The organism is Sporocytophaga myxococcoides DSM 11118 (genome assembly GCF_000426725.1).
In the GTDB taxonomy this organism is placed as follows: domain Bacteria; phylum Bacteroidota; class Bacteroidia; order Cytophagales; family Cytophagaceae; genus Sporocytophaga; species Sporocytophaga myxococcoides.
Map to the genome: position 1 here is coordinate 506,495 of NZ_AUFX01000005.1, position 21,969 is coordinate 528,463.

23 protein-coding genes are annotated in these 21,969 nt (G+C 35.8%); 12 read left to right on the forward strand and 11 right to left on the reverse strand.

Annotated features, from left to right (window positions below; genetic code table 11):
• Positions 1 to 5: 5 nt before the first annotated feature.
• The 8 genes from accC to K350_RS0108175 all read right to left on the reverse strand — a co-directional run bounded on the left by accC (position 6) and on the right by K350_RS0108175 (position 7,293).
• Positions 6 to 1,352 (reverse strand): acetyl-CoA carboxylase biotin carboxylase subunit, encoded by a 1,347-nt coding sequence (accC, locus tag K350_RS0108140; RefSeq protein WP_028979487.1) that lies wholly within the window; start codon positions 1,350 to 1,352, stop codon positions 6 to 8.
• Between the two features lie 79 nt (positions 1,353 to 1,431).
• Positions 1,432 to 1,920, reverse strand: coding sequence for an acetyl-CoA carboxylase biotin carboxyl carrier protein (gene accB / locus K350_RS0108145; RefSeq protein ID WP_028979488.1), 489 nt, complete (start codon positions 1,918 to 1,920; stop codon positions 1,432 to 1,434).
• A gap of 64 nt (positions 1,921 to 1,984) precedes the next feature.
• On the reverse strand, positions 1,985 to 2,983 hold the full coding sequence (locus tag K350_RS0108150) for a beta-ketoacyl-ACP synthase III (RefSeq protein ID WP_028979489.1): 999 nt from the start codon (positions 2,981 to 2,983) through the stop codon (positions 1,985 to 1,987).
• 14 nt (positions 2,984 to 2,997) lie between these two features.
• A complete protein-coding gene (plsX, locus tag K350_RS0108155; protein ID WP_028979490.1) occupies positions 2,998 to 3,939 on the reverse strand; it encodes a phosphate acyltransferase PlsX in 942 nt (313 codons plus the stop codon).
• A 9-nt stretch (positions 3,940 to 3,948) separates the two neighbouring features.
• Positions 3,949 to 4,140 carry a 50S ribosomal protein L32 gene (gene rpmF / locus K350_RS0108160; protein ID WP_028979491.1) on the reverse strand — a complete coding sequence of 64 codons (192 nt, stop codon included), beginning with the start codon at positions 4,138 to 4,140 and terminating at the stop codon, positions 3,949 to 3,951.
• 17 nt (positions 4,141 to 4,157) lie between these two features.
• Positions 4,158 to 4,700: a YceD family protein gene (locus K350_RS0108165; RefSeq protein WP_028979492.1), complete on the reverse strand. Its 543-nt coding sequence runs from the start codon at positions 4,698 to 4,700 to the stop codon at positions 4,158 to 4,160.
• Positions 4,701 to 4,837: 137 nt separating this feature from the next.
• Positions 4,838 to 5,866 (reverse strand): 4-hydroxythreonine-4-phosphate dehydrogenase PdxA, encoded by a 1,029-nt coding sequence (gene pdxA / locus K350_RS0108170; protein WP_028979493.1) that lies wholly within the window; start codon positions 5,864 to 5,866, stop codon positions 4,838 to 4,840.
• 2 nt (positions 5,867 to 5,868) lie between these two features.
• On the reverse strand, positions 5,869 to 7,293 hold the full coding sequence (locus K350_RS0108175; protein ID WP_037574564.1) for a leucyl aminopeptidase family protein: 1,425 nt from the start codon (positions 7,291 to 7,293) through the stop codon (positions 5,869 to 5,871).
• A 200-nt stretch (positions 7,294 to 7,493) separates the two neighbouring features.
• Here K350_RS0108175 and rsmA point away from each other — a divergent pair, with 200 nt between their 5' ends.
• The 5 genes from rsmA (at position 7,494) to K350_RS0108205 (ending at position 11,527) form a co-directional block, all read left to right on the forward strand.
• Positions 7,494 to 8,270, forward strand: coding sequence for a 16S rRNA (adenine(1518)-N(6)/adenine(1519)-N(6))-dimethyltransferase RsmA (rsmA, locus tag K350_RS0108185; RefSeq protein WP_028979496.1), 777 nt, complete (start codon positions 7,494 to 7,496; stop codon positions 8,268 to 8,270).
• A 4-nt stretch (positions 8,271 to 8,274) separates the two neighbouring features.
• Positions 8,275 to 9,627, forward strand: a complete 1,353-nt coding sequence (gene mgtE, locus K350_RS0108190; protein WP_028979497.1) for a magnesium transporter — start codon at positions 8,275 to 8,277, stop codon at positions 9,625 to 9,627.
• Positions 9,628 to 9,635: 8 nt separating this feature from the next.
• Positions 9,636 to 10,571, forward strand: a complete 936-nt coding sequence (locus K350_RS0108195; RefSeq protein WP_037574567.1) for an NAD(P)-dependent oxidoreductase — start codon at positions 9,636 to 9,638, stop codon at positions 10,569 to 10,571.
• Positions 10,572 to 10,664: 93 nt separating this feature from the next.
• On the forward strand, positions 10,665 to 11,135 hold the full coding sequence (greA, locus tag K350_RS0108200) for a transcription elongation factor GreA (protein WP_028979499.1): 471 nt from the start codon (positions 10,665 to 10,667) through the stop codon (positions 11,133 to 11,135).
• Positions 11,135 to 11,527: an HIT family protein gene (locus tag K350_RS0108205; RefSeq protein ID WP_028979500.1), complete on the forward strand. Its 393-nt coding sequence runs from the start codon at positions 11,135 to 11,137 to the stop codon at positions 11,525 to 11,527. The genes greA and K350_RS0108205 overlap by 1 nt, the downstream gene beginning before the upstream one ends.
• Positions 11,528 to 11,589: 62 nt before the next feature.
• Here K350_RS0108205 and ruvC read toward each other — a convergent pair whose 3' ends face one another.
• Complete coding sequence (ruvC, locus tag K350_RS0108210) at positions 11,590 to 12,180, reverse strand: crossover junction endodeoxyribonuclease RuvC (protein ID WP_028979501.1); 591 nt, start codon at positions 12,178 to 12,180, stop codon at positions 11,590 to 11,592.
• 3 nt (positions 12,181 to 12,183) lie between these two features.
• Between ruvC and K350_RS0108215 the strand changes: the two genes are divergently transcribed.
• Genes K350_RS0108215 through K350_RS0108235 form a run of 5 tightly spaced genes read left to right on the forward strand, consistent with a single transcriptional unit; the run spans position 12,184 to position 17,024 of the window.
• Complete coding sequence (locus tag K350_RS0108215; RefSeq protein ID WP_028979502.1) at positions 12,184 to 13,173, forward strand: lysylphosphatidylglycerol synthase domain-containing protein; 990 nt, start codon at positions 12,184 to 12,186, stop codon at positions 13,171 to 13,173.
• On the forward strand, positions 13,173 to 14,306 hold the full coding sequence (locus tag K350_RS0108220) for a glycosyltransferase (protein WP_028979503.1): 1,134 nt from the start codon (positions 13,173 to 13,175) through the stop codon (positions 14,304 to 14,306). Before K350_RS0108215 ends, K350_RS0108220 begins: the two co-directional genes overlap by 1 nt.
• Positions 14,307 to 14,310: 4 nt before the next feature.
• Positions 14,311 to 14,565 carry a hypothetical protein gene (locus tag K350_RS0108225; RefSeq protein ID WP_028979504.1) on the forward strand — a complete coding sequence of 85 codons (255 nt, stop codon included), beginning with the start codon at positions 14,311 to 14,313 and terminating at the stop codon, positions 14,563 to 14,565.
• Position 14,566: 1 nt separating this feature from the next.
• Positions 14,567 to 15,817: an ABC transporter permease gene (locus K350_RS0108230; protein ID WP_028979505.1), complete on the forward strand. Its 1,251-nt coding sequence runs from the start codon at positions 14,567 to 14,569 to the stop codon at positions 15,815 to 15,817.
• On the forward strand, positions 15,789 to 17,024 hold the full coding sequence (locus tag K350_RS0108235; protein ID WP_051312971.1) for a PP2C family protein-serine/threonine phosphatase: 1,236 nt from the start codon (positions 15,789 to 15,791) through the stop codon (positions 17,022 to 17,024). The genes K350_RS0108230 and K350_RS0108235 overlap by 29 nt, the downstream gene beginning before the upstream one ends.
• Here the strand turns inward: K350_RS0108235 and K350_RS0108240 are convergent.
• Together K350_RS0108240 and K350_RS0108245 are read right to left on the reverse strand one after the other, a co-directional pair.
• On the reverse strand, positions 17,011 to 18,120 hold the full coding sequence (locus tag K350_RS0108240) for an O-antigen ligase family protein (protein ID WP_162144147.1): 1,110 nt from the start codon (positions 18,118 to 18,120) through the stop codon (positions 17,011 to 17,013). The genes K350_RS0108235 and K350_RS0108240 overlap by 14 nt on opposite strands.
• A gap of 338 nt (positions 18,121 to 18,458) precedes the next feature.
• Positions 18,459 to 19,205, reverse strand: coding sequence for a GumC domain-containing protein (locus tag K350_RS0108245; RefSeq protein WP_162144148.1), 747 nt, complete (start codon positions 19,203 to 19,205; stop codon positions 18,459 to 18,461).
• Between the two features lie 230 nt (positions 19,206 to 19,435).
• On the opposite strand from K350_RS0108245, the gene K350_RS0108250 reads away from it, so the two are divergent.
• On the forward strand, positions 19,436 to 20,824 hold the full coding sequence (locus K350_RS0108250; RefSeq protein WP_281169215.1) for an oligosaccharide flippase family protein: 1,389 nt from the start codon (positions 19,436 to 19,438) through the stop codon (positions 20,822 to 20,824).
• Between the two features lie 15 nt (positions 20,825 to 20,839).
• The gene (locus K350_RS0108255; protein WP_028979510.1) at positions 20,840 to 21,967 is read left to right on the forward strand and encodes a glycosyltransferase family 4 protein; all 1,128 of its coding nucleotides are present in this window, start codon (positions 20,840 to 20,842) and stop codon (positions 21,965 to 21,967) included.
• The last annotated feature ends 2 nt before the right edge of the window (positions 21,968 to 21,969 follow it).

Below are 21,969 nucleotides of genomic sequence, written 5' to 3' on the forward strand. Positions count from 1 at the left end.
AATTATTATTTCAATTTTGAAAAGTCAAATGTTTCAAGGAAAGCAGTGTTGAATTTCCCTGACTGGAACTGAGGGTCTTCCATTAACTTAATATGAAATGGAATTGTTGTTTTAACACCTTCAATGACAAACTCTTCCAAAGCCCTTTTCATTCTTGCCAAAGCCTCTTCTCTTGTTGAACCACTTGTTATAAGCTTTCCAATCATAGAGTCATAGTTTGGAGGAATTGTATATCCATTGTAGCAATGAGTATCAACTCTTACACCATACCCACCGGGAAGGTGGAAGTTTGTAATCTTGCCCGGATTCGGTCTGAAACCATTAGCAGGATCTTCCGCATTGATACGACATTCTATTGAATATCTTCCAGGTATAAAGTTCTTATTTGGAATAGCACCACCAGCAGCTACTTTAATTTGCTCTTTCACCAGGTCAACACCAGTTACCTCTTCAGTAATAGTATGTTCTACCTGTATACGAGTGTTCATTTCCATGAAATAGAAATCACCGTTTTTATCTACAAGGAATTCTATAGTTCCTGCGCCTTCATATTTAATAGCTTTGGCGCCTTTTACAGCAGCCTCACCCATTTTAGTTCTGAGTCTTTCAGTGATAACCGGTGATGGCGTTTCTTCCACAAGTTTCTGATGTCTTCTTTGTATAGAACAATCCCTTTCAGAAAGGTGGATCGCTTTACCGTATCGGTCTCCAAGTATTTGAATTTCGATGTGTCTTGGTTCTTCAATGAATTTTTCAAGATACAGACCATCGTTACCAAAAGCAGCACCGGCTTCAGTTTTTGCATCTACCCATGCTTTTTTGAAATCTGCATCATTACGGACGATACGCATACCTTTTCCACCGCCACCAGCAGTAGCTTTAAGTATTACAGGGTATTTTATCTTGTTGGCAAGTTTGATACCCTCATCCATAGATTCCAGCAAACCTTCTGATCCTGGGATAGTAGGTACGCCAGCTTTTTTCATGGTTGCTTTAGCTGAAGACTTATCTCCCATCGCATTAATCATGGCCGCGCTCGCACCGATAAATTTAATGCCATAGTCTTCACATATTTTAGAAAATTCAGCATTTTCAGAAAGGAAGCCATAGCCTGGGTGTATAGCGTCTGCGTTTGTTATTTCAGCTGCGGCAATGATATTTGGAATACTTAAATATGATTTGGATGAAGGTGCAGCACCAATACAAACCGCCTCATCAGCGAAACGCACATGAAGGCTGTCTTTGTCAGCAGTTGAGTATATAGCAACAGTTTTAATTTTCATTTCCTTGCAAGCGCGGATAACACGCATAGCAATTTCGCCTCTGTTTGCTATTAATATTTTATTAAACATAGATATGGTTAATTAAAATTGAAAGTTTGGTCATAAAAAAAAGGGATAGGAAATCCCTTTTCAAAATGCTGTTCTGCCTTTATTTAGGTTCTACCAAGAATAGTGGCTGATCGTATTCTACAGGAGTAGCGTTTTCTACGAGAACTTTTACAATTTTACCAGAAACTTCTGATTCGATCTCATTGAATAGTTTCATGGCTTCAATGATACAAACAGTCTGACCTTGTTTTACTTCATCACCTATATTAACAAATGACGGAGAATCAGGATTAGCTGATCTGTAGAAAGTTCCGATCATTGGTGATTTGATAGTAATAAGATTCTTGTTTGACGCTTCTGTCGGAGTAGAAGGAGTTTCTGCTTTCGGTTGAGCTGCTGGTTGTGCAACCGGAGCCTGTACCGGAGCTACAGGTTGAGCAATAGCCTGAGGAACCTGAGTTACTGTGAGAGTCTGAGGTTCTGAATATTTTTTCACGGCAATTTTAAATTGCTCCGTTTCAATGTTAACCTCAGCAAGACCTGAACTTGCGATAAAGTCCAGCAACTCCTGAATTTCTTTAGCTTTCATATTCTGCTTGTAAATGTTTTTTCAAATATCGAAATTTTCCTGGTTAAAATACTGAAGGATAGCATTATTTAGGGTCATATGCCCATTTTAAATATACTGATCCCCAGGTAAAGCCTCCGCCAAATGCAGCCATTACTACATTGTCACCCTTCTTGAATTTCTTCTCATAGTCCCAAAGGAGAAGAGGAATGGTACCATTTGTAGTATTGCCGTAGCGGTCTATATTGATGAGTACTTTTTTGTCGTCGAGACCCATTCGATCTGCAGTTGCATCAATGATTCTTTTATTGGCCTGATGGGAGACAAGCCATGCAACATCGTTGGAAGTGAGATTATTTCTGCGCATAATTTCTGCAGAAACATCTGCCATATTGGTTACAGCAAATTTAAAAACAGTTGCACCTTCCTGATAAGCATAATGTTCTTTTGCAGCGATGGTTTCGAGGCTGGCAGGTTTTCTGCTTCCTCCGGCTTTCATACATAAGTATTTGGCTCCGGAACCATCAGTTTTCAATACACTGTCCATCACACCATGACCACTGGTATCTGGTTCTAAAAGCACAGCTCCCGCACCATCTCCAAAGATTATGCAAGTAGTGCGGTCTTCGTAGTTGATGATAGAAGACATTTTATCTCCTCCAACTACGATTACTTTTTTAAATTTTCCACTTTCAATAAACTGACTTCCTGTTACCAGGCCATAAATAAAACCTGAACAAGCCGCATTGAGATCGTAACTAAAGGCATTTTTCAATCCAGCCATATCGCAAAGCAAATTGCCTGTTGCAGGGAACACATAGTCTGGAGTTGTAGTGCAGCAAATTAATAGATCGATTTCGTCAGGATTGGTATTAGTTTTTTTTAATAACTCATTCACTGCATGAATCGCAATATTGGAAGTTCCTTCTCCCGGATTTTTAAGCAGCCTTCTTTCCCTGATTCCTGTTCTGGTTAATATCCATTCGTCAGTGGTGTCAACCAGTTTTTCGAGCTCTTTATTGGTTAGAATATAATCTGGAACATAACCTCCAACCCCTGTAATAGCAGCTCTTAATTTGCTCATCTGCCTGATAAGATTTAATTGTATGCGTTTTTAATTTTGTCTACTATTCCGGCTTCGGTAAGTTGAACAGCCAGGTTTAGCATATTTTTAATAGCAATAGGTGTGGATACTCCGTGGCCGATAATAACGTTTCCATTAACACCAAGGATAGGACTACCGCCTACACCAGCGTAATTAAACAATTCTATGAACGGATCCATGAAATTTCTTTTTTCCATTAGTTCATAAAATGTTTCTGCCAGCTTAAGGACAACATTCCCCGTAAAGCCGTCCGTAACAATTACATCAGCTCTATCATTGAAAGCATCTCTGCCTTCTATGTTTCCTATAAAGTTAATTTTTGGGTTATTTTTCAGTAGCTGATGAGTTGCCTGAGTCAGGATTGTACCTTTTTGCTCTTCTTCTCCCAGGTTCATTAAACCTACTTTGGGATTTTCTATATTAAAAATATACTTTGAATATAGAGAGCCGAGTACTGCGAATTGATCCAAAAATTCTGGTTTACAATCTGCATTAGCTCCTACATCCAGAAGAATCCCGTATCTACCGTCTTCTTTGGGTATGAAACCGGCTATTCCGGGTCTGTCAATTCCTGGTATTGCTTTTATTGTAAAAAGTGAGCCGACAAGCATTGCTCCTGTATTGCCGGCACTGCAAAAGGCGTCTACTGACTTTTCCTTAAGCAATTTGAAACCTAACATAATGCTGGAGTTTGGCTTTTGGCCAATAGCTTTAGTCGGGTGTTCACCCATTCCTATTACATCTTCAGTATGTACAATTTCAAAAGCATTTTTATCAGCTCCCAACTTTTCGAGATGGGAGTGAATGATAGCCTGATTTCCAATTAAAACAATTTCTTTGTTCTCCTTAGAAAAAGGCTCCTTTGCCATTAAAGCACCCTGAAGGACAGCCTGGGGGGCGTAATCACCACCCATTGCATCCAATGCAATTCTCATAGAGTTATTTTATGCCAGGATCTCTTTTTCCATTACAACTTGGCCTTTGTAATATAATTTACCTTCAGACCAATGTGCTCTGTGTCTCAAGTGCGCTTCACCGGTAGTTGGACAAATTGATAATGTTGGAGCACTTGCTTTATAGTGAGTTCTTCTTTTGTCTCTTCTGGTTTTCGAAATTTTTCTCTTAGGATGAGCCATTGTATTTAATTAATTTATTATTTTTTTAGTTTATTTAATATATCCCATCTGGGATCTATTTCATCGTCTTTTAATTCATCTTCATCAAGGTCAATTGGCGTTGAATAAATATGAAGAGTTTCTTCTTCAGCATTTTCTTCTTCACCTTCCTGTATGAATTTTGGATGAAGTTTTTTCATTGGGACAGCCAGTCCTATGAATTCATATATAAATTGGGACAGATTTAATTTTTGAGTTTCAAAAGGAATAGTGATAATTTCTTCACTGATTTCCGCATACTCTTTTCCATATTTGAAAATAATCTGATCATTTGTATTGATCTGGAATTCAAATGGATCCAAGCTTCTGTCGCAAATTAATTCTACCCAGCCTTCTACAGCAATTGTTGCTTGTATCATCGTCTCCGATTTATTAAGCATCACAGTTACTTTCAGCTGGCCTTTTTCTAACAGGCTGTCTTCAAAATTCTCAAAAAACGTACTGTCCAGAGTGTAGTCATAGTAGTGTTTCGCATTACTAAGACTTACTATATCGATGTCAAAAGTTCTTAATCCTTTCATACAAGTCATAGCTCCGCCCTGAAATCTAGGGCGCAAAGTTAATATATTATTTTAATTAACAAAAATGTTAATTTGAAGTAACCAATTTGTAAGATTTTTCTGTTGAAAATCAGTGTATTTGATTTACTTTCTCCTTCCTAAACTGTCACCGGTTTACGGTTTTTTACAATATCGCATGCCAAAAACACTGCTTCCCTAAACGAAGATTCATTAGCAATATTTTTTCCGGCTATGTCATAACCCGTACCATGGTCCGGGGAAGTTCTGATTACCGGCAGTCCTGAAGTATAGTTTACTCCTGAATCAAATGCCAGAGTTTTGAATGGTATAAGTCCTTGGTCATGATACATTCCTAATACAGCATCAAATTTTTTGTACTGTTTAGTTCCAAAAAATCCATCTGCTGGAAATGGGCCAAATATCAAAACTCCTTTAGCTTTTAATTCTTCGATGAGTGGAGTAAGTAATTCTATTTCGTCTTTCCCTAGTAATCCTTCCTCTCCTGCATGTGGATTTAACCCTAATAAGGCTATTTTTGGTTTCAATATTCCAAAATCATTTTTTAACGCCTTATATAATACATTGATTTTGGATAAAAGTCTCTCCTTCGTCAACGATTTTTTTACCTCAGAAAGGGGAATATGTCCTGTAACTACTCCAACTCTTAGGTCTTCACTCACAAGTAGCATTAAACTATCATTTACTCCACTTTTGTGAGTGAAAAATTCCGTATGTCCTGGAAATTTAAACTCCTCAGATTGAATGTTTTTCTTATTAATTGGGGCAGTTACAACTGCATCAAGTTTGCCGGAGAATAAGTCTTCAGAAGCTTTTGAAAGGGAAATATATGCAGTTTGTCCTGATTCTGCAGTAGGTTTACCAGGATTGATTTCATGGTCTTCTTCCCAGCAATTAATGATGTTAATTTTCTTAGGATTAATGCCTTCTGTATTTTTCGTCTGATGGAAATGCAATTCTTCAGATGTTTCTATCAGTTTTTTATATCTGCTGAAAATTTTAACAGAACCATAAACAATGGGTACGCAGATTTTGGTAATTCTGCTGTCTGACAATGTTTTAATAATTACCTCCGGACCTATCCCGTTGAAATCTCCCAGTGTAATTCCGATTACAGGTTTTTCTGAATTATTTGTTAAGTATCCCATTTTTAGTTTTGTTGACTTATTTTTTTGAAGAAATCATAAAATAACCGAACGCCTGCGCCGGTGGCGTTTTTTCCTCTATAGCTATCTTCAGAGGTTAAAAATGCGCTACCCGCAATATCCAGGTGTACCCAGTCATATTTTACGAAATGTTGCATGAATTTCCCCGCAGTAATAGCTCCGGCATCTCCGGATCCTATATTTTTTAAATCAGCTATATCAGATTGTAATTGCTTTCCATACTCTTCCCAAAGTGGAAATTCTACCAGTCGCTCGTAAACAGCTCTGCCAGAATCTTCCAGCATGGTTTTATAATCTTGTTTTGCCGTTCCCATATATACGATCCCTTCTTTCCCGATTGCTCTCGCAGCTGCTCCGGTAAGTGTTGCGAGATCTGCCACGAAAAGTGGATCATATTGTGCTGCATAGGCTAGTGCATCAGCCAATATTAGTCTGCCTTCTGCATCAGTGTTCAAAACTTCGACTGTAGTACCATCATACATCTTAATAACATCTCCAGGAGTCATAGCATTGCCATCGGGGCGATTTTCAGTAGCAGGGACCAGGCCTATAATATATAACGGAAGTTTACTCTTGGCAATAGAGTATAAAATTCCTGCAACTGCCGCACCACCAGCCATGTCAGACTTCATGAGGTCCATTGAATTTGGCGTTGGTTTCAGCGATAATCCTCCAGTGTCATAAACAACGCCTTTGCCGATAAGGACATAAGGCCTGGTATTGATTGCGTTTGCAGGTTTGTATTCGGATATAATAAATGTGGGTGGGTTAGGGCTGCCTAAGTTAACACTTAATAAGCCTCCCATTTTTAAATCTGTAATTTTTTGTTTGTCAAATATTTCAACTTTAAATCCTGCTTCTTTGCCCAAAAATTTAAATTCCTCCGCAAATTGCTCTGCTGTTAGAAAATTGACAGGTTCATTGACAAGGTTTCTTGTGTGGAAAACTCCTTCTATTAGATTTTGCAAATTCAGAATGTCAGTTTCTTTCAAACCTTCAGAATAGATATGGATATTTTCAGGAAAGGAGGTAGACGCTACAGATTTATATTTGTTGAAATTATAAGCACTTAAGGCCAGACCTTCCGTTAAGGCAAGCAAGCCTTCATAGAAAGAGCCCGTGATCTGTATTGTTTTTAGTTTTTCTTTCTTTAGCAAGGAGCATAATTCCGCTCCAGTCTTTCTTAGTTTTTCTTTTTCGCAATAATCAAAAGCCTTGCTGAAATTAATTATATAGACGTTTCTATAGAGTTGATTAACAGCTACTATGGAAGTTGTTTCCATCCTTTTTTCAACATACTCAATTTCCTCGGCCTTAGTAAGGTATTTTTTTACTTCAGCGATTGATTCTGCCAGAATAGCCAGATTTTCTTTTTCAGAAATGTTTCCTTCAAATTTTAACCGAATCATACTTTCTTTATTCTGTGAACGGCAAATTTATCATTTCCCTTTTAAAACAAAAACAGCATACTTCAATAGAAATATGCTGCTTTTGAAAATTTACGAAACAGGTACGAAAAAGAAAAAACTAAAATATTACCATATAATTGCTATTTATATCTGAATACGCTTAATGAGAAAAAGGTAACCTTAAATGATTACTTTTGGGGATGAAATCTGTAAAACCTAAAAAATTTCTTGGTCAGCATTTTCTTAATGACCTGAGCATTGCTAAAGATATTGTAGACGGACTGTCTGGTTATAAGGGATATACCAAAGTTCTGGAGATTGGTCCCGGAATGGGAGTGCTGACTGATTTTTTATTACAGGAAAAAAAATACTCTTTGTATGTAAGTGAGATAGATAAGGAGTCTGTTCAGTATTTGAAAGTAAAATATCCTGAATTAACTGATAATATCATTGAAGGCGATTTTTTGAGACTGCCTTTGGAAAAATATTTTGAAGGTCAATTCGCCATTATAGGAAATTTTCCATATAACATTTCTTCTCAAATCTTTTTTAAAGTTCTGGATTACAAAGAACAGATTGTGGAAGTAGTAGGGATGCTTCAGAAAGAAGTTGCAAAAAGGTTAACTTCTGGTCCGGGGAATAAAGATTATGGAATTCTCAGTGTATTGCTGCAAGCATACTATGACATGGAATATTTATTTACTGTTGATGAACATGTGTTTAATCCGCCTCCAAAAGTTAAATCTGGTGTAATTAGGATTCGTCGTAATGAACGTACTTCAATGCCATGTTCTGATGAAGACTTTAAAAAAATAGTCAAACAAAGTTTCAGTAGCAGAAGGAAGACCTTGAGAAATGCCTTAAAAAGTCTAAATTTGCCGGAATCTATAGTTGCCAATCCTATCATGGAGAAGCGTGCAGAACAGTTATCCGTAGAGGATTTTATTAATCTAACCTGTATGATAATCAAAGAGTAGAGCGATGCAGTTTGAGTTGACAGAGGAATATTTGGATTCATTCATTCAGGCAGTCGATGCCAGAAAGAATTCATGGATCAGGGAGCAATTGGATGAATTGCATCCTCAGGATATATCTTCTGTAGTGCATGAACTGGATCCAGATCATTCTACATATGTAATAAAACTCCTTGAGAATGAAACCGGAGCTCAAGTCATTAGAGAGTTGGATTCCGACTATAGAAAAAAGCTTCTAAAGGAATTTACTCCCGATGAAATAGGTGCATACATTAGTTTCATAGATTCAGATGATGCTGTTGATATAATCAATGAGTTACCTGTTAAAACCAAGGAAGAAGTAATTTCCCTTGTTGATAACAAAGAGAAAGCTGATCACATCAGAGACCTGATTCACTATGATGAAGATTGCGCAGGTGGTTTGATGGCTAAGGAGTTGATTCGCGCGAACCTTAACTGGACTGTAACACAATGTATAGAGGAAATAAGAAGGCAGTCCAGAAATGTTTCCAGGATATATTCTGTATATGTTGTAGATAATCTTGATAAACTTCTGGGAATAGTGTCGCTTAAAAAGATGCTACTTGCAGATGATCATACATTGATTGCCGATATATATGAACCAGAGATAATTGCTGTAGAAACATTTATCAGTGCTGAAGAGGTATCGCAGATTATGGAAAAATATGACCTTGAAGCGATCCCTGTGGTAAATGTGCATGGAAAGCTTCTTGGCCGAATTACTATTGACGACGTTGTAGACGTTATTAAAGAAAGAGCTGAGCAGGATATTCAGATGATGGCTGGTATCAGTGGTCCTGCAGAAGATGATGATAGTGTATGGACTTTATCTAAGGTAAGATTACCCTGGCTTATTATCGGTATGTCCGGAGGTATGCTGGGGGCAAAGTTTATAGGACTTTTTGAAAAAGATATAAGTCTGATTCCGGCAATGGCATTTTTTATCCCATTGATTACAGCTACAGGAGGAAATGTTGGAATACAAACTAGTTCAGTTGTTGTTCAGTCATTGGCAAAAGAGTCGGGATATGGATCATTCAACTTCGCTAGTTTTTTGAAAGTCTTGATTGTAGCACTTATTAACGGAATTGCGTTGAGCTCTCTTGTATTCGGTTTGAATATGATTTTAGGAGAGGATACAAAGCTGGCAATTATTGTTTCTACAGCACTTATGAGTGTTGTCTTATTAGCAACAGTAATGGGCACCATTACACCATTGGTATTAGATAAGTTAGGTTTTAATCCTGCCCTTGCTGCCGGTCCTTTTATTACGACAGCCAATGATCTTCTAGGGCTCGCAATTTATTTTCTTGTAGCGCAGTCGCTTTATCATTTATAAATGAAATCATGAAATTTATTATTGTAGATGAAATGCATCCTTCCATAGTCTCTATGTTGGAAGGAATAGGCATTGTACCAGATTATAGACCATCTGTCACAAGAATGGATCTTTTAAAGATTGTGATGAACTATGAAGGACTGATCGTGAGAAGCAAAGTGAAAATTGATAAGGAGTTACTAGATCTAGCAACTAATTTAAAGATAATAGCTAGAGCCGGTGCCGGACTTGATCAAATTGATATTGAAGAAGTAAATCGAAGAAATATAAAAGTTGTAAATGCTCCTGAAGGAAACAGGGATGCAGTTGGAGAACATGCTGTAGGAATGCTTCTTTCATTAATGAATAAGATGCAAACAGGAGATAAGGAAGTGAGGAATAGGATATGGAAGAGAGAAAAAAACAGAGGTTATGAAGTAGGAGGGCTCACCATTGGAATAATTGGCTATGGCAACATGGGCAAAGCATTTGCTAAAAGGATCAAAGGTTTCGGATGCAGGGTAATAGCATATGATAAATATATATCAGGATATTCGGATGAATTTGCGCAAGAAGTTTCCATTGAAGATATATTTAATAATGCGGATGTTTTAAGTCTGCATATTCCATTGACAGAAGTCTCGAGAAGAATGGTCAATAGAAAATTTATCGCAAACTTTAAAAAGAATTTTTGGTTAATAAATACAGCCAGAGGAGAGGTTGTGCAACAGGAAGATTTAATTGAAGCATTGGACTCGGGTAAGATAAGAGGGGCGGCATTAGATGTTCTTGAAAACGAAAAGTTTGAAACATTAACATCGGTACAAAAACTTAATCTTGAAAATCTGGTTGAAAGAGAAAATATACTGTTCACCCCGCATGTAGCAGGGTGGACCTATGAGTCATTGGTTAAAATTAATGAAGTATTAGTTGAAAAACTCAGAGAATCAATAGGTAGGATTTGAGGGTTTGGAATTGGTTAAAAAAATCTTAATTTTGATTCCTGAACGGTTGAGGAAGCCGTTTTTTTTATTGTACCTAAGCAATTGCAAAGAGATATGGCATACACATATTACACAGAAGAAGGACTTAGAAAGTTAAAGGATGAGCTTGCTATGCTCAAAACCAGAGGGCGTGCCGATATGGCTAAGCAAATAGCAGAAGCTCGTGACAAAGGAGATTTAAGTGAGAACGCAGAGTATGATGCAGCGAAAGATGCTCAGGGATTGCTTGAATTAAAAATCAGTAAATTGGAAGACGTAGTTGCCAATGCGCGTATTATCGATGAGAGTAACATTGATACTTCCAAAGTATCAATTTTATCTAATGTTAAGATAAAAAATAAAAAGACTAATGCTATTGTCAACTATATATTAGTATCTGAAGAAGAGGCGGACCTAAAGAGTGGAAAGATCTCTGTAAAATCACCAATTGGCAAAGGTTTGCTTGGGAAAAAAATTGGAGATTCCGCATATATAGATGTTCCTGCAGGAAAACTTGAGTTTGAAATCTTAGATATCAGCAGATAATGGCAAGCATCTTTACAAAAATTATAAACGGTGAAATTCCAGGTTATACAATAGCTGAGGATGATCGCTGTTATGCATTTTTGGATATTTCTCCTTTGGTAGTAGGGCATACGCTTGTAGTGCCTAAAACAGAAATCGATTATATTTTTGATATGGATGATGAGCTGCTGGCTCACCTTCATGTGTTCAGCAAGAAAGTTGCAAAGGCTGTGCAAAAGGCTGTTCCTTGCAAGAGAATTGGTATTGCAGTCATTGGTCTTGAAGTTCCGCATACCCATATTCATCTTGTGCCTATGAACTCTGCGAACGATCTCAACTTTACAAGACCTAAACTTACTGTTGCAAAAGAGGTGATGGAAGAAACTCAGAAAAAAATAAAGAGTTATCTTTAATATATATTATTATAAAAAAAGAGGCTGTCTTTGAAATAAAAGACAGCCTCTTTTTTTATAACCTATTCTCTGTTATTTTTTTTGCCAGATACTATTCTATCAGGATTGTCTTTGAGAAAGGATGACCAATTGCCAGATGTCACTTTCAATGGTCCACCCTGAAAATGGTGACAAAGTGCAACCGCAAGTGCATCTGTAGCATCAAATAATTTAGGAGCTTCCTGGATTTTTAGCAAGGTACAAAGCATACTAGATACCTGCTCTTTGGAAGCATTTCCATTACCGGTAACAGATTGTTTAACTTTTTTGGGAGCATATTCCGAAATGGGAACTTCCCTGGAGATTGCCGCTGCAATTGCTACTCCCTGAGCCCTCCCCAGTTTGAGCATAGACTGAACATTTTTTCCGTAAAAAGGAGACTCGATTGCCATTTCGTCCGGATGGTATTCATCTATCAGCTGCACAACCCTTTCAAAAATTTTACTTAATTTTATTCCATGGTTGCTATATTTACTCAGGTGAATTACTCCAAATTGCAGGAGATCAATCTTGCTTTTTCGGATATGGATAAGGCCGTACCCCATAATCGTGGTACCTGGATCTACACCTAAAATTATTTTGTCCTTCTCTATTTCTTTTCCTTTAGAAATCATTCAATGCAAGTTAACCACATCCTCTCGGCTTTAAAAGAGAAAATTAATCCCAATTTTTCCCTTTTAATTAAGTCATTGGTATTTATAGTTTCCTTATCCATTATTTTTTATACAGTAAATAAAAAGGATCAACTTACCGGAAATTACTTTTTCGAAATTATAAATTCCTGGAAAAGTAATTCATGGATGATCTGTTTTGCTTTTTTATTAATGCCAATAAACTGGGGAATTGAAGGTTTAAAATGGAAGCTTCTAGCTTCTAAAGTAGAGAAAACTTCTTTTTTTTGTGCCTTGGAAGGAGTTATATGTGGAACTGCTTTTGGGTTTATTACTCCTCATGGACTAGGAGATTATCTCGGCCGAATCTTAAATATGAAAAGTAAGGAGAGGTCCAAAGCTTTAGGTGCAATATTTCTGAGCAGGATAGCACAATTTTATTCTACTATTTATTTTGGTAGTATTTCGGTTTTCTTTTTACTCTTCTCGTGGTTTTCATTTTCTGAATCACAAAAAAAGGTCATTATAATTACCTTGCTTTTATTTCATATACTGCTACCGGCTTTATTTTTTTTTCGAGAAAATATTTTAAGATATCTGGAGGAAAGCAAAGGATTGAAACTCATTGCCAGTTATTTTCTGATTATTAAAAAATATGATCTGAGAGAAATCTTATTGGTGATTGCACTATCAGCTTCCCGATATCTCATTTTTCTGTTTCAATTTGTTTTGGTATTCAATTTCTTTCGTGTCAAAACCGATTTGTTTTTTCAATTTCTAGCAGTTCCATTTGTCCTTCTAGTTAAATCTGTAATACCTACAATATTCGATTTAGGAGTAAGGGAAGCGGCTGTAGTATTTATTTTTGAGGGGAAAAGTGTTGATTTACAAATGGTATTGTATTCTAGCCTTACAGTCTGGCTATTGAATGTATTGACACCTTCAATGGTGGGATTATTTCTTATTTTCAGGTTAAAAATTAAAGGACCATTTTGATGCTAATAGTTATTGCTCCATTTTTTTTGATTTATGCAGTTGCCCTTATTTGGGCCGTTTTCAAATGGAGAAAAATGGAATTGTGGTCCAGAAACTTAGATGTATCGCCAGGTAAGTTTGTGTCAGTTATTATTCCTGTAAGAAATGAAGAACTGAATATTTTAAGTTTGCTTACAGATTTATCTAATCAACGATATCCTAAGAGTAAATTTGAAGTGATTGTCATCGATGATGGCTCTGTGGATTTTACAGTAACTTTTGTGCAGGAGTATCTGGAAATGACGGATATTCAGTTATCTGTCCTCTATTCTGGAGATTATCAATCAGATGCAGCTCCAAAGAAAAAGGCGATCGAATATGGAATCTCAAAAGCTAAAGGTGATTTAATATTGACGATAGACGGGGATTGCAGGTGTGGTGAAGACTGGATTGCAACAATGGCAGGAATGCTTGAAGTATCAGATTCTAAAATGGTTTGTGGACCGGTAGGGTTCTATTCTAAGGGTACATTGTTTGAGAAGATGCAGCAAATTGAATTCAGTGCAGTTATGGGAACCGGAGGTGTTTGCCTGGGGTCAGGATTTCCTACGATGGCCAATGGTGCAAACTTGTGTTATGAAAAAGAGGCATTTTATGAGGTCGGGGGATTTACCGGATTTGAAAAGATTGCCTCAGGAGATGATGAATTTCTTATGCATAAAATTTACGAAAAGTATCCCGGTAAAGTATTATTTGCATGTAAGAAAGAAGCGTTGGTGATGACTTATCCTAAAGATTCAGTTAAAGAATTTTTGGAACAAAGAAAGAGGTGGGCTGGTAAATGGAAAATGCATAAGAACAAAAGAAATCAGTATTTGGCGCTATTTATTTTTTTAGTGAATTTTTTATTTTTAGTTTCGGGCGCATATTCATTGGTGGATAAAATGGGATTGCTTGTTTTTGCAGCTTTTGCCATAGTAAAATTTGTTACAGAGTTTATATTTCTGAAACAGGTTTCTCGGCTTTTAGATCATCAATTTAATCTTATTGAATTTGCAATTACATGGGCCTTTTACCCGTTTTATGTTATAACTATTGGATTATTAAGTAATTCTGGTAGTTTTGTCTGGAAAGGAAGAGATATTAAAAACTGAGAAATTGACACCACAAGAATACGACATTCTGGATGAACTTTATTTTATTTGCACCTTGGACCATTTGTTGAAAAATTTAACAATGGATGATTCGGAATTAAGGAATCATTTGGAGCAACTTTTCCGTAAAGGGTGGATAAAAGTTTTTTATAAAGGCACAGAAGATGAAGTCGAATCCGGAGAAGTTTCAAAGGGACAATTCGAAAATTACCATTTTCTTGCAACCAAAGCAGGATTAAAAGCTCATAACACCTTATAAAGTGGTTAAGTCGAAAGAGAATACCGTCAAAACACCTTCTTATTATGTTCGCAAGCGGCTATGGAAAAATAAGCCAGCAATTGCCGGATTTATAGTTATTGTTCTTGCTCACATTATTGCAATTCTAGGTTATTTAATAATGCCAGATCATACTCCTAATGCGAATGATGGCTCCGCACTTATTAAAAAGAAACCAATAGGGTTTGAATGTACTTTGTTGAAATTCAGAAAAAACAGAGAAATTGAGAGAGGCAATTTTCTGGAGAAGATGTATATGGGACAAGAAAGTGATTTTATTATTCAACCTGTCAGTTCCTATCAGATTAAAAACCTTAAGGTATATTATTCCCTTTTTGGAAAAGAGGATGAAACAGAATCTGCTGATATCGTAGCTGTTACTAAGAACCTTTTTGTAGGCTCTTCCCCAAAACTTAAGCCGGACTCTATCTACAACTATTCTGTGAAAGACGATGTCATTACCTACCTTGATTTAAATGAAAAGACAGTTCAAATCACAAGAGAGGAATTATTAAGAGATTTTCTGGATCATAATATAGAAAAAAGAGAGTATCTGTTGGGAACAGATAAGGCGGGTCGCGATATCCTGAGCAGGTTATTATTTGGTACACGTATTTCACTTTCAATAGGATTTATTTCAGTATTAATTTCTATTCTAGTGGGCGTCACTCTAGGTGCTTTGAGCGGATTTTTCGGCGGAACAACTGATAAGTTTATAATGTGGCTTATGACCGTAGTTTGGTCTATTCCAAGCATTATGCTTGTTATCGCTATCAGCCTTGCTTTGCAAAGCAGAGGGGTTTGGGTGGCATTTGTAGCTGTAGGATTAACGATGTGGGTAGAAGTGGCAAGAGTTGTGAGGGGGCAGATCTTAAGCTTAAAGGAAAAGCTTTATGTTGAAGCTGCAAAGGCTCTAGGAGTAGGTGATCTCAGAATTATCTTTGTGCATATCCTTCCTAACATTGTTGGGCCTTTGATTGTAATTGCTACAGCAAACTTCGCATCTGCAATCTTGATTGAGGCAGGGTTAAGTTTTCTTGGTCTTGGAGTACAACCACCAATGCCTTCCTGGGGCATGATGGTTAATGAAGGTTATGGATCAATGCTGGCAAAAGATTCTGGCTATCTGGTAGTACTTCCAAGTTTGTGTATTTGTATTCTTGTATTGGCATTTAACTTATTCGGAAACGGCTTAAGAGACGCATATGATCCCCAAAGCGCCGTCAAATGGTGAAAAAGAAGGTGGGTTGGAAAACTCGTTGCAACTAAAGCAGCTGGAGTTAAACTCTCTACTTGAAGTAACGCAGGCAATTAATTTTAACTTGCCCGAAGAATCTTTATATAAGATATTTTACTTCACTTTAATAGCCAATCTTAAAATCAAGAAATTTGCCCTTTATGTTTTTGATTCTGGTTGGAGCTGTAAAGTCAACTATGGCACAAAAACGAATTTTAAATCTATTGAATTAGATCAATCATTTTTTAACGTTAGCAAAATATCGAAACTGGAAAAGACAGCTAATCACTTTTCTGAATTTGATTTGCTGATTCCTGTTGCACATAAATCACAATTGCTTGCTTTAGTATTTATTGGAGGCCTGGAGCTTGGTGAAGAAAATACAGACGTGTCTTTCGTTCAGACTTTTGCCAATATCATTACTGTGGCAATTGAGAATAAAAAGCTTGCAAGAAAAGAACTTCAACAGGAAGCATTCCGAAAGGAGCTTGAAATTGCAAGAGATGTGCAATCACACTTGTTCCCTACCTCTCTTCCTGATAATAAAAGAGTAGTAATAGAAGCTGATTACCTACCACATCAGTCAATAGGAGGAGATTATTATGATTATGTACCATTAAATGATGATGAATTTTTTATTTGTGTAGCTGATGTATCTGGAAAGGGAATACCTGCAGCTCTTTTAATGTCTAATTTTCAGGCCTGTTTGAGAACGATGTTAAGGCAGACATCAGATCTAAAAAAAATTATCACAGAGCTTAACTACATTACACGTCTGAATGCCAGGGGTGAAAGGTTTATTACTTTCTTTGCTATGATTGTTGACCTGAAATCCAGGAAGGCTAGATATATTAATGCCGGTCACAATCCTGCCATTATTATTCAGGACGGGAATGCTGAAACCCTGGACAGTGGCACAACTATTTTAGGGATATTTGAAGATCTACCATTTCTTAGTGAGGAAATTCTGGAAATAAAAGAAAACTCCCTGTTATTCTTGTATACAGATGGTGTTACGGAAACATCAAATATAGAAGAAGAAGAGTTTGGTATGGAACGATTTGTTCAATTGTTAAGAGAAAATACAGCTCAGGAAAATCAGGTAATACATAAAAAACTTATGGAAGACCTGAATGCCTTCAAAGGAAAAATGACATTCCCTGATGATATAACTTTTGTTTCTTGTAAAATCAAAGGCTTTTAACCTCCTCTTCTTTATTCCATTGATTGATTTTTGCAAGAATGGTAATGGAAACGAGGAAGAATGTACCTACCTTATCGCTTTCTGTAAAATCTGAAAACATCATGCAAATTACAATGGAAGTAAATGCCAGATAAAATCCGGCAGTCAGGTATTTTATTTCAGGATCAGAAGTTTCGTGGTAAATTTTACTCCCTCTGATAAATACCATGATTACAAGAGTAGCAAAAAGTAGAAATCCAACTAATCCTTGTTCTGTGAGAAATAAAAGGAAATTATTATGTGTAGTTGATTGTTCCGGGTTGTCACTTACATAAGTTCTGAATCTATCAATGGCAAATTTTTTATATTCAGGATAAAATGTACCAGGACCGGAGCCCATCACAGGTTTTTCTTTTACCATATTTGCACCTGCAACCCACCTGTATACTCTTTCCATACCTGAAACATCTTTCATTGAATAAGTTGCCGCAAGATGTCCTTCAATGTCTCCTTCATGAAATATCGTCGTTGTGTAATCGGAGGCAAAATCTAAGTAATGATCATTGGTAAATAAATAAGTTACTGAGCTGATGACTAAAATTACTGCCATGCTAATCACCAATGTTACTTTCTTGTAATTCAATAACTGATAAAAAATAATGCAAATAATCAATGCCAGCCAGGAACCTCTTGTATATGAAGTGATAAGAGCGAATAAGAACAGTAATAAAATGAATTTGAGATAAAAGGATTGTTTTCCAGAAGTCTTTTTGGTTGTTTTAAGCAAAAACCAGGTGAGAGGTATTCCAATACCTATTACAGTTGCATAATAAACGTGATTTACAAAAATGATGGAGGATAGGTGGTTAATATTTTCAAACGAGAAACCATCTGCTGCATGTAAAATAATAGTGAATAAAACACCAATAAATAAACCTCCAGTATATGCAAATATGAATTTTTTTAGATCATTTTTCGATCTGATGATTGAAAAAGTTAGAAACAAAAAGACCAGATAATAAACTGTTTTGGCTATGATGTATTTTATTGTTTTTAATTTGTCAATGGTAAAGAGATATTCAAATACTGCCCAGAAATAAAGGAGCAAAAGAATCATTATCATTGGATCTTTAAGTAATCCCAAATCGTAATTTTTTTGAAACAGAAGAGTAATAATGTAGATGAATGCAAGTACAAGTATTAAGCCTTCCGATGGAAGGCTTAAATTACTATTTCCAATAATGGGGAATTCCTTAGATAAAGGGAGGCAGAATATTAATAAATAGTATATTAACTTATAATCAAAAAAGCAGTAAAGCCCCAAAGCACATAGTACTGGAATTAACAAGACTACGGTAGTTTCAAAATAAATTGCTGCTATTCCACTCAGTATTACTAAGATTGAGAATGAAATCAGAAGAGGCTTTGCTAATGTAGGTAATGACTTCAATTGAATTAACCTTCTCTTTTTGAAAATGATTCAGCGATTGATATAATAATGAATATTATTATCATAGAGCTCATGACTCCTACTAGAATAACAATAGATTTTAATGGTTTTGCCTTATCTAGAGCCGGTTTAGCGGGTTCAAGAATATAAAGAGTTTCAATTTTTTCATCCAAAACCTTTAATTCTTGTTGTACATCCGAAAGTTTGGTGTAGTTGTATATATATTCATTTGCAAGAAAGTCAGTATTGAATGCTGTATAATTTTGGTTTGGTTTAAGATTCTCAATTAATTTTTGAATATCTTTTACTTTTTCCTCCTGACTTTTTAAATAACCTCTCAGAATTTGGTTATTTATGATAGAAATAGGCTCCCTGTTCTTTTTATCTATGAACTTGATTATTTCATTTGCCATGTCAGCTGCTATTTTCGCATCTTTATCAAATACAATCACTTCCAATCCTCCTGCTAAAGGAGTTTTTTTGATTGTAACCTGACTCATAAATTCGTCAAATACTCTTTTTTCAGCTTTAGCTTCAGATTTCTTGATATTGTATCTCTGATATAAATTAAACTTTTCAATCATGTAAAAAGCTAATTCTCTGGATTCTCCAACAGCAAGTATTCTTTCAACTTCTTGTTCTCCTGCATATATTCCAAATCCAGGATTTTTGACCAGGGCAAATCTTGGGTCATAAGAGCGTGGATCAAATGGATAAAAAATTACGACAGATTTATAATAGACAGGTAGCAAAAAAGCTACTATAGTGCTAAGTATCAAACTAAAAAGAAAGGAGCCTATAATCAGTTTTTTCCACTTTCTTATAACATCCCAAAAGCTCAATAAATTAAAATTATTCTCTTTCATTAACTCAATTTTAAAAATATTAAAGTTTAAAATTATATAATTTTGATAAAATTGTTACGATTTATTTAGTTTTAAGTGGGAAAAATTTAACGATTATCAGTAAAGTATTTAAAAACATCGGCCTTTCGGTTTTTCTGAATATCATGATCAAACCGATTTGGATAATTTTGGAAAATCTGGTTCAAAATAAAATAGGCCACGAGGAATATGGTTTGTATTCTGCACTCTTTTCTTTCGGATTTATATTTTTGATTTTAACAGATTTTGGGATTAATTATTATGTGACCAAGTCAATTGCTCGAAATTCTTCTGAGACGATGTCGCTATTTTCTCAGGTCACTTTGTTTAAAATTATTCTCACTATGTTATTCCCGATTGCATGTACATTTCTTGGGTATTTATGGGGGTATAAAAGTGAACAACTGATCTTTCTTTTTTTTCTGTCACTCACAAATTCTTTGTTGCAATTGATCCTTTATGGAAAAGCAATTCTACAGGGGAAGCAGGAGTTTTATCTCGATAGTTATCTGGGAATTTTGGATAAGTTATTGTTAGCCTTATTTACTTTTTTGCTGATTATTTTTTCGAAAATCTCATTGGAAAGTTTTATTGCTGCCAGATTACTATCTGCTGTATTAACTGTGGGAATGGGATATTATTTTCTGAAAAAAGTTATTGGCCTCATGCATCTGACTTTTAGTTGGATAAAAATTAAGGATATAATTGTCAGTAGCCTGCCGTTTGCCTCAATGGCAGTATTGTATTCCGTCAATGATAAAATTGATCAGGTTCTTTTGGAACGCCTGCTGGGGAAGACTTCTACAGGATTATACGCAGCTGCATATAGATGGCTGGATGCAACTATGATGTATATCTGGATTATTATGCCAATATTTTTTGCAAGATTCCCATTTTATAAAGAAGATAATCAGCAGGTGCAAAAATTATTTAATGCTGCCCAGTTGATTGCAGCGATTCCGGTTATTTTAGCAGCTTCATTTGTTTTCTTTTACCCTGAAGTTTTGGTGTATTTCCTGAATAACAGTTCTGAGTCTGAATTGAAGGTGATTAAAGAGTTGTTAAGAATTCTGTTTCTATCCTTATTGCTAAATGGCTTTTTTAATATTTATTCAACATATTTGAATGCTATGGGATATGTGAAAATTGTCAATATCTCTATTATCACCAGTGTAGTTTTGAATATTCTGCTTAATTTTATGATAGTACCCACTTATGGGGTCATTGCTTCAGCCTGGATTACGGTAATATCAACATTCATATTATGTGTATTTGCGTTTATCTTTACAGGTACAAATACTGCTATTAGTGTTCCATGGAAACTCCTGTTTAAACTGTCTATACTTTTGATTCTTTTGATGGTTTTGTTTGCCGTATGCAGGTACTATGATCTGAATTGGGTTTTAGCAGGTATTTTGTCCGTTATATTAACAGTTTTATATTCTTTAGTCTGTGGGTTCAAACATACCATGCTGGAGTATAAGTAGAAAGGAATTATAAACTTGAAAATAGCCGTAAATACAAGATTTCTCTTAAAAGATAAACTTGAGGGAATCGGTACATTCACATTTGAAGTTTTACAAAGGATGGTAAAGAATCATCCTGAACATGAATTTATATTCTTGTTTGACCGACCATTTCATAAGCAATTTATATTTGCAGATAATATAAAACCTATTCAGCTTTTTCCTCCCGCCAGACACCCATTCCTCTGGTTTTGGTGGTTTGAACTGGCAGTGCCTAAAGCTTTAAAAGAAGAAAAATGTGATCTGTTTATTTCTACAGATGGCTTTAATTCTTTGAGTTCTCAAACTCCCTCCCTGATTGTAATTCATGATCTTGCTTATGAGCATACAAGAGGAGGTCTGGGCTATCTGATCTATAAATACCTTAAGTGGTTTGGTCCAAGGTATGCACGAAAAGCTTCCAGAATTATTTCTGTTTCGGAATTTTCTAAACAGGATATTTCTAAATTATATAAGATTGATCCTGATAAAATAGATGTTGTTGGGAATGCTGCTGATGGTAAAGGTTTTCAGCCTATTGCCCTTTCAAAACAGGAGGAGTGTAGAAAAACATATAGTAAAGGAAAGCCTTATTTTATTTTTGTTGGAGCTCTGCACCCAAGAAAAAATATTATAAATCTACTTAAAGCTTTTGCTGAATTCAAATCTAAAACTCCAAATGATACCAAGCTTATGATTGTTGGCCGGAGAGGTTGGAGTACCAAGGAAATATTTGAAACATTAGAGAGTAATCCTTTTAAAGATGATATTATATTCACAGGTAGAGTAAGTAATGAAGAATACCGCCATCTCTTGGGAGCTGCATTGGCACTCACTTATGTTCCTTTTATTGAAGGTTTTGGTATTCCAATTTTAGAAGCTCAAAAATGTGATTGCCCTGTTATTACTTCAAATGTAACAAGCATGCCTGAGGTAGCTGGTGATTCAGCAATACTTGTGGACCCATATTCTGTTAGTTCAATTGCTGAAGGATTATCTCAAATGACTTTCGATCAGGAAAAGCGACAAAAGCTCATAGAGAAAGGAAGAGCGAATTGTGAAAGATATAGTTGGGATACTTCAGCAGAATTGTTCTGGAAGTCTGTAGAAAAATGCTTAGCTTAAAC

Excerpts from the sequence above, each read along its gene's own strand:
- accC (WP_028979487.1), bottom strand. The coding sequence starts at position 1,352 with ATGTTTAATAAAATATTAATAGCAAACAGAGGCGAAATTGCTATGCGT.
- accB (WP_028979488.1), bottom strand. The coding sequence starts at position 1,920 with ATGAAAGCTAAAGAAATTCAGGAGTTGCTGGACTTTATCGCAAGTTCA.
- K350_RS0108150 (WP_028979489.1), bottom strand. The coding sequence starts at position 2,983 with ATGAGCAAATTAAGAGCTGCTATTACAGGGGTTGGAGGTTATGTTCCA.
- plsX (WP_028979490.1), bottom strand. The coding sequence starts at position 3,939 with ATGAGAATTGCATTGGATGCAATGGGTGGTGATTACGCCCCCCAGGCT.
- rpmF (WP_028979491.1), bottom strand. The coding sequence starts at position 4,140 with ATGGCTCATCCTAAGAGAAAAATTTCGAAAACCAGAAGAGACAAAAGA.
- K350_RS0108165 (WP_028979492.1), bottom strand. The coding sequence starts at position 4,700 with ATGAAAGGATTAAGAACTTTTGACATCGATATAGTAAGTCTTAGTAAT.
- pdxA (WP_028979493.1), bottom strand. The coding sequence starts at position 5,866 with ATGGGATACTTAACAAATAATTCAGAAAAACCTGTAATCGGAATTACA.
- K350_RS0108175 (WP_037574564.1), bottom strand. The coding sequence starts at position 7,293 with ATGATTCGGTTAAAATTTGAAGGAAACATTTCTGAAAAAGAAAATCTG.
- rsmA (WP_028979496.1), top strand. The coding sequence starts at position 7,494 with ATGAAATCTGTAAAACCTAAAAAATTTCTTGGTCAGCATTTTCTTAAT.
- mgtE (WP_028979497.1), top strand. The coding sequence starts at position 8,275 with ATGCAGTTTGAGTTGACAGAGGAATATTTGGATTCATTCATTCAGGCA.
- K350_RS0108195 (WP_037574567.1), top strand. The coding sequence starts at position 9,636 with ATGAAATTTATTATTGTAGATGAAATGCATCCTTCCATAGTCTCTATG.
- greA (WP_028979499.1), top strand. The coding sequence starts at position 10,665 with ATGGCATACACATATTACACAGAAGAAGGACTTAGAAAGTTAAAGGAT.
- K350_RS0108205 (WP_028979500.1), top strand. The coding sequence starts at position 11,135 with ATGGCAAGCATCTTTACAAAAATTATAAACGGTGAAATTCCAGGTTAT.
- ruvC (WP_028979501.1), bottom strand. The coding sequence starts at position 12,180 with ATGATTTCTAAAGGAAAAGAAATAGAGAAGGACAAAATAATTTTAGGT.
- K350_RS0108215 (WP_028979502.1), top strand. The coding sequence starts at position 12,184 with ATGCAAGTTAACCACATCCTCTCGGCTTTAAAAGAGAAAATTAATCCC.
- K350_RS0108220 (WP_028979503.1), top strand. The coding sequence starts at position 13,173 with ATGCTAATAGTTATTGCTCCATTTTTTTTGATTTATGCAGTTGCCCTT.
- K350_RS0108235 (WP_051312971.1), top strand. The coding sequence starts at position 15,789 with ATGATCCCCAAAGCGCCGTCAAATGGTGAAAAAGAAGGTGGGTTGGAA.
- K350_RS0108240 (WP_162144147.1), bottom strand. The coding sequence starts at position 18,120 with ATGATTCTTTTGCTCCTTTATTTCTGGGCAGTATTTGAATATCTCTTT.